The sequence below is a fragment of the Mesorhizobium calcicola genome (genome assembly GCF_042682105.1).
Lineage (GTDB): Bacteria > Pseudomonadota > Alphaproteobacteria > Rhizobiales > Rhizobiaceae > Mesorhizobium > Mesorhizobium calcicola.
On sequence record NZ_JBHUGY010000055.1, the window covers coordinates 37,740 to 50,951 of the forward strand.

At 62.8% G+C, this 13,212-nt stretch carries 14 protein-coding genes; 12 read left to right on the plus strand and 2 right to left on the minus strand.

The features are described 5' to 3' along the window. Window positions 1–31: 31 nt before the first annotated feature. Both ACFSQT_RS30855 and ACFSQT_RS30860 read right to left on the minus strand, forming a co-directional pair. Window positions 32–703 carry a DUF6348 family protein gene (locus ACFSQT_RS30855; RefSeq protein WP_379025343.1) on the minus strand — a complete coding sequence of 224 codons (672 nt, stop codon included), beginning with the start codon at window positions 701–703 and terminating at the stop codon, window positions 32–34. Window positions 704–787: 84 nt separating this feature from the next. Continuing rightward, window positions 788–1,978: a winged helix-turn-helix domain-containing protein gene (locus tag ACFSQT_RS30860; RefSeq protein WP_379025243.1), complete on the minus strand. Its 1,191-nt coding sequence runs from the start codon at window positions 1,976–1,978 to the stop codon at window positions 788–790. A gap of 332 nt (window positions 1,979–2,310) precedes the next feature. Here ACFSQT_RS30860 and ACFSQT_RS30865 point away from each other — a divergent pair, with 332 nt between their 5' ends. From ACFSQT_RS30865 to nuoK, 12 genes are all read left to right on the plus strand, one after another. Continuing rightward, the gene (locus ACFSQT_RS30865) at window positions 2,311–2,676 is read left to right on the plus strand and encodes an NADH-quinone oxidoreductase subunit A (RefSeq protein WP_010910112.1); all 366 of its coding nucleotides are present in this window, start codon (window positions 2,311–2,313) and stop codon (window positions 2,674–2,676) included. After that, the gene (locus ACFSQT_RS30870) at window positions 2,667–3,248 is read left to right on the plus strand and encodes a NuoB/complex I 20 kDa subunit family protein (protein ID WP_056596762.1); all 582 of its coding nucleotides are present in this window, start codon (window positions 2,667–2,669) and stop codon (window positions 3,246–3,248) included. The genes ACFSQT_RS30865 and ACFSQT_RS30870 overlap by 10 nt, the downstream gene beginning before the upstream one ends. Window positions 3,249–3,252: 4 nt before the next feature. Continuing rightward, window positions 3,253–3,858 (plus strand): NADH-quinone oxidoreductase subunit C, encoded by a 606-nt coding sequence (locus ACFSQT_RS30875; protein ID WP_111547565.1) that lies wholly within the window; start codon window positions 3,253–3,255, stop codon window positions 3,856–3,858. Between the two features lie 9 nt (window positions 3,859–3,867). Beyond that, window positions 3,868–5,058 carry an NADH-quinone oxidoreductase subunit D gene (locus ACFSQT_RS30880; RefSeq protein WP_379025246.1) on the plus strand — a complete coding sequence of 397 codons (1,191 nt, stop codon included), beginning with the start codon at window positions 3,868–3,870 and terminating at the stop codon, window positions 5,056–5,058. Then, a complete protein-coding gene (locus ACFSQT_RS30885) occupies window positions 5,059–6,348 on the plus strand; it encodes an NADH-quinone oxidoreductase subunit E (RefSeq protein WP_379025248.1) in 1,290 nt (429 codons plus the stop codon). Between the two features lie 10 nt (window positions 6,349–6,358). Continuing rightward, window positions 6,359–7,663: an NADH-quinone oxidoreductase subunit NuoF gene (nuoF, locus tag ACFSQT_RS30890; RefSeq protein ID WP_379025250.1), complete on the plus strand. Its 1,305-nt coding sequence runs from the start codon at window positions 6,359–6,361 to the stop codon at window positions 7,661–7,663. Between the two features lie 102 nt (window positions 7,664–7,765). Next, window positions 7,766–8,461 carry an NADH-ubiquinone dehydrogenase gene (locus tag ACFSQT_RS30895; RefSeq protein ID WP_379025252.1) on the plus strand — a complete coding sequence of 232 codons (696 nt, stop codon included), beginning with the start codon at window positions 7,766–7,768 and terminating at the stop codon, window positions 8,459–8,461. 72 nt (window positions 8,462–8,533) lie between these two features. Next, window positions 8,534–10,615 (plus strand): NADH-quinone oxidoreductase subunit NuoG, encoded by a 2,082-nt coding sequence (gene nuoG / locus ACFSQT_RS30900; RefSeq protein ID WP_379025254.1) that lies wholly within the window; start codon window positions 8,534–8,536, stop codon window positions 10,613–10,615. 2 nt (window positions 10,616–10,617) lie between these two features. Beyond that, on the plus strand, window positions 10,618–11,661 hold the full coding sequence (nuoH, locus tag ACFSQT_RS30905; protein ID WP_379025256.1) for an NADH-quinone oxidoreductase subunit NuoH: 1,044 nt from the start codon (window positions 10,618–10,620) through the stop codon (window positions 11,659–11,661). Further along, the gene (gene nuoI / locus ACFSQT_RS30910; protein ID WP_023812382.1) at window positions 11,661–12,152 is read left to right on the plus strand and encodes an NADH-quinone oxidoreductase subunit NuoI; all 492 of its coding nucleotides are present in this window, start codon (window positions 11,661–11,663) and stop codon (window positions 12,150–12,152) included. Before nuoH ends, nuoI begins: the two co-directional genes overlap by 1 nt. Before the next feature lie 127 nt (window positions 12,153–12,279). Further along, a complete protein-coding gene (locus ACFSQT_RS30915; protein ID WP_379025258.1) occupies window positions 12,280–12,900 on the plus strand; it encodes an NADH-quinone oxidoreductase subunit J in 621 nt (206 codons plus the stop codon). 1 nt (window position 12,901) lies between these two features. Continuing rightward, window positions 12,902–13,210: an NADH-quinone oxidoreductase subunit NuoK gene (gene nuoK, locus ACFSQT_RS30920; RefSeq protein WP_019858930.1), complete on the plus strand. Its 309-nt coding sequence runs from the start codon at window positions 12,902–12,904 to the stop codon at window positions 13,208–13,210. Window positions 13,211–13,212: the final 2 nt, after the last annotated feature.

Below are 13,212 nucleotides of genomic sequence, written 5' to 3' on the forward strand. Positions count from 1 at the left end.
GCTACGACATGGCGATGTCGGCCCAAGGCTCTCACGAGCCGCCAACCGGCAGAGCCAGGATAACTTGACGGATTGCTTGATAGCCATCGCCATAATCCCAGTCATGGTTGCGGGCCAGATCCTGTCCTTCTTGCCAAACCGCGTTGTCGAGAAGGACCTCGACACTAATTGGCTCGCCTTTCAAGCCTGCCACAAAGGTACGTACAAAATGACTGCCAGGGGACGCGGAAGCCGTGAACAGCTTTTCCAGCTTGGCATAGAATGCTGGATAACCCCGGTTCAGCGAGCAAAGCTCGGTTGTGGCCTGGGAGATGACCGGTCCGCCATAGATCTTCCAGGGGGCATTTTTTCGCCAGATCTTCCAGCTGGGAATAGTCTGCTGCCAAATTTCTACCTCGGCCTGCATGTTGTCGCAGACATGATCAGCCAGTCCCTCAATGGCTACATGGAAAACCCCTCGGAGAAATTTTTCAAACGCCTGATTCAATTCTTCTTCGCGTGTGTCACCGAAGCCAGCGAAGGATTCAATGACCGGCTGAACGTCAAGCAGCGGAGAGAAGATGTAGATTTCGAGAACCAGCCTACCGCTAGTGCCCGTCTCGAAAATCTCAGCCTCAAAACGAAGTTGCCTCGACTGGAGCGTAACGTCTTGTTCTCTACGTATTGCATCCATTCCATGTGCAATCAGCGCACCATGGATCATGTCCAGCACTTTGTGCGAACGCCATTGCAAAACCTATCAAGCTTGTTGAAGCGTCTATGGCAGAAGTTACTGCGGTTGGCCATGTTACCGAATTGCTAGCGCTGGCCCCAAATCCCCAGCCGGCGTCACTTCCATTCGCTCAAGGCCAAGCCAGCCCTGCATCTGCTTCAGTTCCTCGAGGAGTTCTGCGGCGGTCTCAGGCGGCGCGCCGGGTTCGGCGTAGGCGGCGTGGACGCGTAACACTCCAGCGGGCCGGTCGGCCTTGAGGTCGACGCGTGCCACGATCCTGTCGCCGAGCAGGAACGGCAGGACGTAGTAGCCGTATTGGCGCTTTTCGGCAGGGGTGTAGATCTCGATGCGGTAGTGGAAATCGAACAGCCGCTCGGTGCGTGACCGCTCGAAGACGACGGGATCGAACGGCGCCAGCAGGGCACGGGCCTCGATCTTTCGTGGCAGGCGCGCGTCTTTGTGAAGATAAGCCCGCTTGTCCCAGCCTTCGACGCGCACCGGCAACAACTCGCCTGTTTCAACCAGTTCCTCCAGCCGGCCCTTCATGTCGGCGGGCGACAGGCGGAAATAGTCGCGCAGATCTCCTGACGTCGCCACGCCGTGGGCGCGGGCCGAGATGCGCAGCAATTCGCGGTGCGCGTCCTCGGCGGCGGGCATCGGCAGATCGAGGATCGCCTGCGGCAGCACGCGCTCCGGCAAATCATAGAACCGCTCGAAACCGCGACGGTGCGCCGTGGTGATGCGCCCGGCCCAGAACAGCCATTCGAAGGCGTGCTTGGCATGGCTCCAGCCCCACCAGCCGCCGGAGCCTTTCTGGCCTTCGAGCGCGGAAGCGGCGATCGGACCGCGCTCGGCGACTTCCCTATAGATTTCCTCGATATAGGCGGCGTGCTCGCGGCCCCATTTGGCGAGGCCGAGATACATTTCGTCGCCGTTTTCGGCCCGTTGCATACGCCAGCGCATGAGCGGGTATGTCTCGACCGGCAGGAAGGAGGCTTCGTGCGCCCAGTATTCGAACACCGTGCGCTTGCGCGTCACGGCCGCGTTGTCGAGCAAGGCGAGCGGGTAGGGGCCAAGGCGGGAATAGAGCGGCATATAATGAGCACGCACCACCGCGCTGACGGAATCGATCTGCAGCAGGCCGGTGCGGGAGAGCACACGGGCGAAATGGCGGCGGTCGGGCGTGCCGGCGGGGTGGGGATCGAGGAACCCCTGGGCGGCGAGCGCGATGCGCCGGGCCGTGGCAAGCGAGATCTTTTCCTTCATGCTGATGTCACTCTGAGGGTGATTTGACCGAGGGGCTGATGGGTGATTCCGGCCCATGCTAGCAGGGTTCTGGCGGCAACCATGTCAGGAGACAAAAGTGGAGTAAAATGTGAAGGAAATCAACCAGGAGCGGATCGGACCAGTTTCCCAGGATATGCCGTCCAGGTCAGCGTTTTGAACAAGGTTTGACTTGCTTCGCTGGAAGTGCTGCGCTAACCCTCGCCGCGTTGCAGCATAGGCCCTTAAAACGGTTCAGCGGTTAAACTGTCACGCTTCCGCATTAGGGTCCGGTGCTGTAATCAAAGTGGATTGGCGCCAACGGAAAGCCGAGCATGAACGCACTTCTAAGCTCATACCTGCCCATCGTCCTGTTCATCGGCGTGGCGCTGGTCGTCGGCCTGGCGCTGCTGGCCGCCCCCTTCCTGGTGGCCTACCGCAATCCCGATCCCGAAAAGCTTTCCGCCTACGAGTGCGGGTTCAACTCGTTCGACGACGCCCGCATGAAGTTCGACATCCGTTTCTACCTGGTGTCGATCCTGTTCATCATCTTCGACCTGGAAGTGGCCTTCCTGTTTCCGTGGGCGGTGTCGTTCTCGAAGATCGGCATGCTCGGCTTCTGGTCGATGATGGTCTTTCTGGCGGTGCTGACCATCGGCTTTGCCTATGAATGGAAAAAAGGAGCGCTGGAATGGGATTGAACGACAGTTCCGGCACGCTCGTCGCGCCGAAGCCGAAGGGCCTGATCGATCCCAACACCGGCAGGCCGGTGGGGGCGGACGATCCTTTCTTCCTCGAGATCAACAACGAGCTGGCCGACAAGGGCTTTCTCGTCACCTCGACGGAAGCGCTGATCACCTGGGCGCGCAGCGGTTCGCTGATGTTCATGACGTTCGGCCTCGCTTGCTGCGCGGTCGAGATGATCCACACTTCGATGCCGCGCTATGACAGCGAGCGCTTCGGCGTCGCGCCGCGCGCGTCTCCGCGCCAGTCCGACATCATGATCGTCGCCGGTACGCTGACCAACAAGATGGCGCCGGCGCTACGCAAGGTCTACGACCAGATGCCGGAGCCGCGCTACGTCATCTCGATGGGCTCCTGCGCCAATGGCGGCGGCTACTACCACTATTCCTATTCGGTGGTGCGTGGCTGCGACCGCATCGTGCCGGTCGACATCTATGTGCCCGGCTGCCCGCCGAGCGCCGAAGCGCTGCTTTACGGCATTCTTCTCCTGCAGAAGAAGATCCGCCGCACCGGCACGATCGAACGGTAAATCCATGACCGCATCCCTGAGCGAACTGTCGACCTATCTCGGCGAGAAGCTGATCGGCCGCGTGAACGACGCGGTGATCGCCTATGGCGAGCTCACCGTTCACGTCGAGCCGCGCGATCTGGTCGAGGTGATGACCTTCCTGCGCGACGATGCGCGCTGCCAGTTCATCTCGATCATCGACGTCTGCGGCGCCGACTATCCGTCGCGGGCCAAGCGCTTCGACGTCGTCTATCACCTGTTGTCGCCGAAGCAGAACGTGCGCATCCGCGTCAAGGTGCAGGCCGACGAAGAGACGATGGTGCCGTCGATCACCGGCGTATATCCCGGCGCCGACTGGTTCGAGCGCGAGACTTACGATCTCTATGGCGTGCTGTTCTCCGGCCACCCGGACCTGCGCCGCTTGCTGACCGACTACGGTTTCGAAGGCCATCCGCTGCGCAAGGATTTCCCGCTGACCGGCTTCGTCGAGGTGCGCTACGACGACGAGGCCAAGCGCGTCATCTATGAGCCGGTCGAGCTCAAGCAGGAATTCCGCAATTTCGATTTTCTCTCGCCATGGGAAGGGACGGATTACGTCCTGCCGGGCGATGAAAAAGCCAAGACGAATTGAGGCGCCAGAATGGCTGAAACCTCCGTCCGCAACTTCAACATCAACTTCGGCCCGCAACACCCTGCGGCGCACGGCGTTTTGCGCCTCGTGCTGGAGCTCGACGGCGAGGTTGTCGATCGCGTCGATCCGCATATCGGGCTGCTGCACCGCGGCACGGAAAAGCTGATCGAGGCCAAAACCTATCTGCAGGCGATCCCGTATCTCGACCGGCTCGACTATTGCGCGCCGATGAACCAGGAACACGCCTTCGCGCTGGCCGCCGAGCGCCTGCTCGGCATCGACGTGCCGAAGCGTGGCCAGCTGATCCGCGTGCTTTATTGCGAGATCGGCCGCATCATGTCGCACATCCTCAATGTGACGACGCAGGCGATGGACGTCGGCGCGCTGACGCCGCCGCTGTGGGGCTTCGTCGAGCGCGAGAAGCTGATGGTGTTCTATGAGCGCGCCAGCGGTTCGCGCATGCATGCGGCCTATTTCCGTCCCGGCGGCGTCCATCAGGACCTGCCGCAGAAGCTGGTCGAAGATATCGGCAAGTGGATCGACCCGTTCCTGAAGTCGATCGACGACCTCGATCAGTTGCTCACCGGCAACCGCATCTTCAAGCAGCGCAATGTCGACATCGGCACGGTTTCACTGGCCGATGCCTGGGCCTGGGGCTTTTCGGGCGTCATGGTGCGTGGTTCGGGTGCGCCCTGGGACCTGCGCAAGTCGCAACCCTATGAATGCTATTCGGAAATGGATTTCGACATTCCGATCGGCAAGAACGGCGACTGTTTCGATCGCTACCTCGTGCGCATGGAAGAGATGCGCCAGTCGGCGAAGATCATGCGGCAATGTGTCGATCTCCTGCTCGGCAAGGAAAGCACCGGCCCGGTGTCGAACCTCGATGGCAAGGTGGTGCCGCCGAAGCGCCAGGCGATGAAGCGCTCGATGGAAGCGCTGATCCATCACTTCAAGCTCTACACCGAGGGCTACCGCGTGCCGGCCGGCGAGGTTTACGCCGCGGTCGAAGCGCCGAAGGGCGAGTTCGGCGTGTATCTCGTCTCCGACGGCTCCAACAAGCCCTACCGCTGCAAACTGCGCGCACCCGGTTTCGCGCATCTCCAGGCGATGGATTTCCTCTGCCGAGGCCACATGCTGGCCGACGTCACCGCCGTTCTCGGCTCCCTCGACATCGTGTTTGGTGAGGTCGATCGCTAAATGTCAGTCCGCCGTCTCGCAGAAGCCAGCGTCCAGCCAGCCTCCTTCGCCTTCAACCGGGCGAATGCGGCTGCGGCGAAGCAATGGCTGAAGAAATACCCCAAGGGCCGCGAACAGTCGGCCATCATTCCGCTTTTGATGCTGGCGCAGGAGCAGGAAGGCTGGGTGACGAAAGCGGCGATCGAGACGATTTCGGACATGCTCGGGATGCCGCGTATCCGAGGGCTGGAAGTCGCCACCTTCTATACGCAATACCAGTTGAGCCCGGTCGGCACGCGCGCCCACATCCAGGTTTGCGGCACAACGCCGTGCATGCTGCGCGGCTCTGAAGCGCTGATGGATGTGTGCCGTTCCAAGATCCATCACGACCAGTTCCACACCAACGACAAGGGCACGCTGTCGTGGGAGGAGGTCGAATGCCTCGGCGCCTGCGTCAACGCGCCGATGGTGATGATCTTCAAGGATACGTTCGAGGATTTGACGCCGGAGCGGCTGGCCGAAATCATCGATCTCTACGACGCCGGCAAGGGCGCTTCGGTGGTGCCCGGACCGCAGGACGGCCGCACCGGCTCGGAGCCGGCCTCCGGCCTCACGACCCTGAAGAGCGAAAAGGCGATCCTCAAGTCGACCCGCGACAGGGAAGCCAGGGAGGCGGCCAAGGCCGCCAAGGCGGCGCCGGACGCGATAATCGCCAAGGTTGTGCACGAGCCAGCTGCCGCCCCCGTCGCGCCGTCCAATGCCAGCAAGCCGAAGACCGATGCCCCTGAAACCAGCCCGGCATTGAAGACGCCTTCAAAGGCCAAGGTCGCGCCGGCGGTTGAAAGGGCGGCGAGCGTTTCGGCCCCGCTGCATTCGGCCGCCAATGCCAACACGGCAGCACCGGAAGTCGAAAAAGTCGCCAAGCAGCGCAGCGGCCCCACGGCCAAGGCCGAGCCGGCAACCGCCTTCAAGGCGCCGGAAGTCAAGGCGCCAGCCGCGAAGGCTGCCAAGCCGGCAAAACCCTCGCTCGAGTACAAGAACCGTCCGGCCGGGATCGACAGGCCGGCGCTGGTCGATGACCTCAAGCTGATTTCCGGGGTCGGCCCGAAGATCGAAGGCGTCCTGCATTCGCTGGGCATCTTCACCTTCACGCAGGTTGCGTCCTGGAAGAAGGCCGAGCGCGAATGGGTGGACGGCTATCTCGCCTTCCATGGCCGCATCGATCGCGACGACTGGGTCAAGCAGGCCAAGGCGCTCGCCAAGGGCGGCGTCGCCGAATACATCCGCGTCTTCGGCAAGAAGCCGGTCTGAGGGACGAGAAATGCTTCAGGACAAAGACCGCATCTTCAACAACATCTACGGTCGCTTCGACAAGTCGCTGGCCGGCGCGATGGCGCGCGGCGCTTGGGACAATACGCCCGGCATCGTCGCCAAAGGGCGCGAGTGGATCGTCAACGAGATGAAGGCGTCAGGCCTGCGTGGACGCGGCGGCGCCGGCTTCCCGACCGGCCTGAAATGGTCGTTCATGCCCAAGCAGAGCGACGGCCGCCCGAGCTATCTCGTCGTCAATGCCGACGAATCCGAGCCCGGCACCTGCAAGGACCGCGACATCCTGCGCAATGACCCGCACACGCTGGTCGAAGGCTGTCTGCTCGCCGGCTTCGCCATGGGTGCGATTGCCGCCTACATCTATGTGCGCGGCGAGTTCATTCGCGAGCGCGAGGCGCTGCAGCGCGCCATCGACGAGGCCTACGAGGCCAAGCTGATCGGCAAGAACAACAGGTCCGGCTACGACTTCGACATCTACATGCATCACGGCGCCGGCGCCTATATCTGCGGCGAGGAGACGGCGCTGCTCGAAAGCCTCGAAGGCAAGAAGGGCCAGCCACGGCTGAAGCCGCCATTCCCGGCCAATGTCGGCCTCTATGGCTGCCCGACCACCGTCAACAATGTCGAATCGATCGCGGTTGCGCCGACCATCCTGCGCCGCGGTGCCGCCTGGTTCTCGTCCTTCGGCCGGCCCAACAATGTCGGCACCAAGCTGTTTTGCATCTCCGGCCACGTCAACAATCCGTGCACGGTTGAAGAGGCGATGTCGATCCCGTTCCGCGAACTGATCGAGACGCATTGCGGTGGCATTCGCGGCGGCTGGGACAATCTCCTGGCGGTCATTCCGGGCGGCGCCTCGGTGCCGCTGGTGCCGGCCGAGCAGATCATCGACACGCCGATGGATTTCGACGCTTTGCGCGATCTCAAATCCGGCCTCGGCACCGCGGCTGTCATCGTCATGGACAAGTCGACCGATATCGTGAAGGCGATCGCGCGGCTTTCCTACTTCTACAAGCACGAGAGCTGCGGCCAGTGCACGCCGTGCCGGGAAGGCACCGGCTGGATGTGGCGGGTGATGGAGCGGCTGGTGCGCGGCGAGGCGCAGAAGCGCGAGATCGACATGCTGCTCGACGTCACCAAGCAGGTCGAAGGCCACACGATCTGCGCGCTGGGCGACGCGGCGGCATGGCCGATCCAGGGCCTGATGCGGCATTTCCGCGGCGAGGTGGAACGGCGCATCGACGAGTTTTCGCGCAATGCGCATCGGGCCGAGCCAGTGATGGTGGCGGCGGAATAGAGAATTTGTGAAATCGGGCGAAAGCCCGAAGCGAGATACGGGCAAGTGCCCGATTTGAGACAACCGTGGCGGGGCGAACGAACAAACGACCAGGAGATATCTATGGCGCCGTATTCGACACCCACCTCATTGATGCCCAATTTGGACCATTTCGAAAAGATGAATCAGGACCTGACTAGGATGATGCCGAAGGAGATGGCCAGTGCCGTCAACCTTTTCGTGCACCCTGTGGCGGGTGCGGCGGCGATGTCGGCGCTCGGCATCGGGCTGGTCAACCACGCCTTCGGCGTCTGGCTGGGCGCGCTTTCGGGGGCTGCCGAAGCCTCGCAACGGCTGCTGCAGCCGATCGTCGATGATTTCGAGGCGCGCACCGAGCGCTTCTCGGAGACGGAAAAGAACGCGTCCAAGGCGCGCGCCGCGACCAGGACGTTGATCGCCGAGGCACAGTCCTTCGCGCAGGACGTGACCGATATGGCTGCCAGGGAGGCAGCCGACACAGTGCCGGTCGTCGACGCAGGCCCGATGGCGGGTGCGGTTCCGGCCGGATTGATGCCGGAGGATTTCAGGCAGCCGAAGGCCATGGACAAGCCCGCGAAGCCGTCGGACCTCAAGGCGATATCGGGCATCGGCCCGAAGCTGGAGAAGGTTCTCAATAGCCTGGGCATCTGGACATATGCCCAGATCGCGGCATGGGCGCCGGAAGAGGTTGCCTGGGTCGAGGACTATTTGTCGCTCACCGGCCGCATCGGCCGTGACGATTGGACTGCCCAGGCGGCGGCGCTCATCGTCAGGAAATGAATGAATTGCCGGGTGCGGTTTCGACCGTGCCCGGGACAAGAGATTGCGGGAATCCGCAGGGGTTTGAGGCGAATGGCAAAACTCAAGGTCGACGGGAAAGAGATCACTGTACCCGACCACTACACGCTGCTGCAGGCGGCGGAAGACGCTGGCGCGGAAGTGCCGCGCTTCTGCTTCCATGAGCGGCTGTCGATCGCCGGCAACTGCCGCATGTGCCTGATCGAGGTGAAGGGCGGACCGCCCAAGCCGCAGGCCTCCTGCGCCATGGGCGTGCGTGACCTGCGCCCTGGCCCGAATGGCGAGCCGCCGGAAATCTTCACCAACACGCCGATGGTCAAGAAGGCCCGCGAGGGCGTGATGGAATTCCTGCTGATCAACCATCCGCTGGATTGCCCGATCTGCGACCAGGGCGGCGAATGCGACCTGCAGGACCAGGCGATGGCCTTCGGCGTCGATTCCTCGCGCTATCACGAGAACAAGCGGGCGGTCGAAGACAAGTATATCGGACCGCTGGTCAAGACGGTAATGAACCGCTGCATCCATTGCACGCGCTGCGTCCGCTTCACCACCGAGGTTGCCGGCATTTCCGAACTTGGCCTGATCGGCCGTGGCGAGGATGCCGAGATCACCACCTACCTCGAACAGGCGATGACCTCGGAGCTGCAGGGCAATGTCATCGACCTTTGCCCGGTCGGCGCGCTGACCTCCAAGCCGTTCGCCTTCCAGGCGCGGCCGTGGGAACTGACCAAGACCGAATCGATCGACGTGATGGACGCCGTCGGCTCGGCGATCCGCGTCGACAGCCGTGGCCGCGAAGTGATGCGCATCCTGCCGCGCGTCAACGAAGCGGTGAATGAGGAGTGGATTTCCGACAAGACCCGCTTCATCTGGGACGGCCTGCGCACGCAGCGCCTCGACCGTCCCTATGTGCGCAAGGACGGCAAACTGGTTCCCGCAAGCTGGGCCGAGGCTTTTGCCGCGATCAAGGATGCGGTGTCGAAGGCGGCACCCGAGAAGATCGGCGCCATATCAGGCGATCTCGCCGCGGTCGAGGAAATCTATGCGCTGAAGCTGCTGATGGCGTCGCTCGGTTCGAAGAACACCGATTGCCGTCAGGATGGCGCCGCACTCGATCCGGCGCTCGGCCGGGCGAGCTATATCTTCAATCCGACCATCGAAGGCATCGAGCAGGCCGATGCGGTGCTGATCATCGGCGCCAATCCGCGCTATGAAGCCTCGGTGCTCAACGCCCGCATCCGCAAGCGCTGGCGGATCGGCAATCTGCCGGTCGGCGTGATCGGCGAAGTCGGCGACACACGCTACGACTACGAACAGCTGGGCGCCGGTCCGGATTCGCTGAGGGATCTGGCCGATGGCAACGGCAAGTTCTTCCAGACGCTGAAAAAGGCGTCGCATCCGCTGATCATCGTCGGCCAGGGCGCGCTGGCGCGCGCCGATGGCGCGGCCGTGCTCGGCCAAGCGGCAAAACTCGCCGCCGCCGTCAACGCCGCAAGGGCGGACTGGAACGGCTTTGCCGTGCTGCACAATGCGGCCGGTCGCGTCGGCGGCCTCGATCTCGGCTTCGTGCCGGGCGAGGGCGGCAAGAACGTCGCCGGCATGCTGGGCGAGATGGGGCTGCTGTTCCTGCTCGGCGCCGACGAGATCGACATGGGCAAGACCGGCGGCGCCTTCGTCGTCTATATCGGCACGCATGGCGACCACGGCGCGCATCGCGCCAACGTCATCCTGCCGGCGGCTGCCTACACCGAAAAATCGGCCACCTATGTCAACACGGAAGGCCGCGTGCAGCAGACCAACCGCGCCGGCTTCGCACCCGGCGACGCGCGCGAGGACTGGGCGATCCTGCGGGCGCTGTCGGATGTGCTGGGCAAGAAGCTGCCATTCGATTCGCTGCCGCAGCTGCGTGCCAAGCTCTATGGCGAATACCCGCATCTGGCCCGCATCGATCAGGTCGCCGCCGGCCATGCCGAGGACCTCGCTGAGGTGGCGAAGCTCGGCGGGCGGTTGAACAAGGGCACCTTCACCTCGCCGGTCACGGATTTCTACCTGACCAACCCGATCGCGCGGGCATCGGCCGTGATGGCGGAATGCTCGGCGCTGGCCAAGAGCGGCTTCAAGCAGGCGGCGGAATAAGCATGGACACTTTCTTTTCCTTCTACGTGCTGCCGGCGCTGCTGATCCTTCTCAAGTCGGTCGTGCTGATCGTCGTGCTTTTGATCTTCGTCGCCTACATCCTCTACGCCGACCGCAAGATCTGGGCGGCGGTTCAGTTGCGCCGTGGCCCGAACGTGGTCGGCCCCTGGGGCACGCTGCAGGCCTTCGCAGATCTGCTGAAGTTCGTCTTCAAGGAACCGGTGATCCCGTCCGGCGCCAACAAGGGCGTTTTTCTCCTGGCGCCGCTGGTCTCGGCCGTGCTGGCGATCTCGGCCTGGGCGGTCATTCCGGTCAGCCAGGGCTGGGCGATCGCCAACGTCAATGTCGGCATCCTCTATGTCTTCGCCATCTCCTCGCTCGAGGTCTATGGCGTGATCATGGGCGGCTGGGCGTCCAACTCGAAATATCCGTTCCTCGGCGCGCTGCGTTCGGCCGCGCAGATGGTGTCCTACGAAGTCTCGATCGGCTTCGTCATCGTCACCGTGCTGCTCACCGCCGGCTCGCTCAACCTGTCCGACATCGTGATGTCGCAGCAGGATGGTCTGGGCACCAAGCTCGGCCTGCCCAACACCTTCCTCGACTGGCATTGGCTGTCGCTGTTCCCGATGTTCGTCATCTTCTTCATCTCGGCGCTGGCCGAGACCAACCGGCCGCCCTTCGATCTGGTGGAAGCCGAATCGGAACTGGTCGCCGGCCACATGGTCGAATATTCGTCGACGCCGTTCCTGCTGTTCTTCCTCGGCGAGTATGTCGCCATCGTTCTGATGTGCGCGCTGGCCACCATCCTGTTCCTCGGCGGCTGGCTGCCGCCCTTCGATTTCGCGCCGTTCACCTGGGTGCCGGGCGTCATCTGGTTCGTGCTGAAGGTCTGCTTCGTGTTCTTCGGCATCTCGATGGTGAAGGCCTTCGTGCCGCGCTACCGCTACGACCAGCTGATGCGGCTCGGCTGGAAAGTGTTCCTGCCGATCTCGCTGTTCATGGTGGTCGCCACCGCCGCCTTCCTCAAGATCACGGGGTTTGCGTGATGTCCGCTCTGTCCCAAGCCGCAAAATCGCTGTTGCTGCAGGATTTCGTCAGCGCCTTCTTCCTGTCGATGCGCCAGTTCTTCGCGCCGAAGGAGACGATCAACTATCCGCACGAGAAGGGGCCGACCAGCCCGCGCTTCCGTGGCGAGCATGCGCTGCGCCGCTATCCCAATGGCGAGGAGCGCTGCATTGCCTGCAAGCTGTGCGAGGCGATCTGCCCGGCGCAGGCGATCACCATCGAGGCCGGTCCGCGCCGCAATGACGGCACGCGCCGTACGGTGCGTTACGACATCGACATGGTGAAATGCATCTATTGCGGCTTCTGCCAGGAAGCCTGCCCGGTCGACGCCATCGTCGAGGGGCCGAATTTCGAGTTCGCGACGGAGACGCGCGAGGAACTTTACTACGACAAGGACAAGCTGTTGGCGAATGGCGACCGGTGGGAGCGCGAACTGGCGCGCAACATCTCGCTGGACTCGCCGTATCGCTGATATTTGACGCATGGACGGGGCGAGGGGCCTCGTCTAAGGACACAACGAAACTTGCCGACCGGAGGCGGCGGCAAGCAAGATCGAACAGGACGAGCGTCCTGTTCGGACAGGAACCCGGGGGAACCCCATGCTGAGTGGACTAGAGGCGGCCTTTTTCTACCTCTTCGCCTTTGTCGCGGTGGCGTCGGCGTTCATGGTCATTTCGTCGCGCAACCCCGTGCATTCGGTGCTGTTCCTGATCCTGACCTTCTTCAACGCCGCCGGTCTGTTCATGCTGACCGGCGCCGAGTTCCTGGCGATGATCCTGCTCGTCGTCTATGTCGGCGCGGTGATGGTGCTGTTCCTGTTCGTCGTCATGATGCTCGACGTCGATTTCGCCGAGATGAAGGAAGGGGCGCTGCAGTATGCACCGATCGGCGCGCTGGTCGGGCTGATCCTGGCGGCGGAGCTGATCGTCGTGCTGGGCGGCTATACATTCGCGCCGCAGCTGGCCGCGACGGTCTCGAAACCCATCCCGGATCTCGCCACGCGGACAAACACGGCCGCACTCGGTGACATCCTCTATACCGACTACCTCTACTACTTCCAGATTTCGGGCCTCGTGCTGCTGGTCGCCATGATCGGCGCCATCGTGCTGACGCTGCGCCACAAGGAAGGGATCAAGCGGCAGTCGATCGCAGCCCAGGTCGGCCGCACCGCGGCGACCGGCATGGAAATCCGCAAGGTCAAGTCGGGCGAAGGAGTCTGAGATGGTCGTCGGCATCGCACATTATCTGACCGTATCGGCGATCCTGTTCACGCTCGGCGTGTTCGGCATCTTCTTGAACCGCAAGAACGTCATCGTCATCCTGATGTCGGTCGAGCTGATCCTGCTTGCGGTCAACATCAACTTCGTCGCCTTTTCGGCCGCACTTGGCGATCTGGTCGGCCAGGTGTTCGCGCTGTTCGTGCTGACGGTCGCGGCGGCTGAAGCCGCCATCGGACTTGCCATTCTCGTCGTCTTCTTCCGCAACCGCGGCTCGATCGCGGTCGAAGACGTGAACATGATGAAGGGTTGACG

Bases quoted from the DNA above. Each gene is read 5' to 3' on its own strand.
- ACFSQT_RS30855 (WP_379025343.1), bottom strand. From the start codon at position 703: ATGATCCATGGTGCGCTGATTGCACATGGAATGGATGCAATACGTAGA.
- ACFSQT_RS30860 (WP_379025243.1), bottom strand. From the start codon at position 1,978: ATGAAGGAAAAGATCTCGCTTGCCACGGCCCGGCGCATCGCGCTCGCC.
- ACFSQT_RS30865 (WP_010910112.1), top strand. From the start codon at position 2,311: ATGAACGCACTTCTAAGCTCATACCTGCCCATCGTCCTGTTCATCGGC.
- ACFSQT_RS30870 (WP_056596762.1), top strand. From the start codon at position 2,667: ATGGGATTGAACGACAGTTCCGGCACGCTCGTCGCGCCGAAGCCGAAG.
- ACFSQT_RS30875 (WP_111547565.1), top strand. From the start codon at position 3,253: ATGACCGCATCCCTGAGCGAACTGTCGACCTATCTCGGCGAGAAGCTG.
- ACFSQT_RS30880 (WP_379025246.1), top strand. From the start codon at position 3,868: ATGGCTGAAACCTCCGTCCGCAACTTCAACATCAACTTCGGCCCGCAA.
- ACFSQT_RS30885 (WP_379025248.1), top strand. From the start codon at position 5,059: ATGTCAGTCCGCCGTCTCGCAGAAGCCAGCGTCCAGCCAGCCTCCTTC.
- nuoF (WP_379025250.1), top strand. From the start codon at position 6,359: ATGCTTCAGGACAAAGACCGCATCTTCAACAACATCTACGGTCGCTTC.
- ACFSQT_RS30895 (WP_379025252.1), top strand. From the start codon at position 7,766: ATGGCGCCGTATTCGACACCCACCTCATTGATGCCCAATTTGGACCAT.
- nuoG (WP_379025254.1), top strand. From the start codon at position 8,534: ATGGCAAAACTCAAGGTCGACGGGAAAGAGATCACTGTACCCGACCAC.
- nuoH (WP_379025256.1), top strand. From the start codon at position 10,618: ATGGACACTTTCTTTTCCTTCTACGTGCTGCCGGCGCTGCTGATCCTT.
- nuoI (WP_023812382.1), top strand. From the start codon at position 11,661: ATGTCCGCTCTGTCCCAAGCCGCAAAATCGCTGTTGCTGCAGGATTTC.
- ACFSQT_RS30915 (WP_379025258.1), top strand. From the start codon at position 12,280: ATGCTGAGTGGACTAGAGGCGGCCTTTTTCTACCTCTTCGCCTTTGTC.
- nuoK (WP_019858930.1), top strand. From the start codon at position 12,902: ATGGTCGTCGGCATCGCACATTATCTGACCGTATCGGCGATCCTGTTC.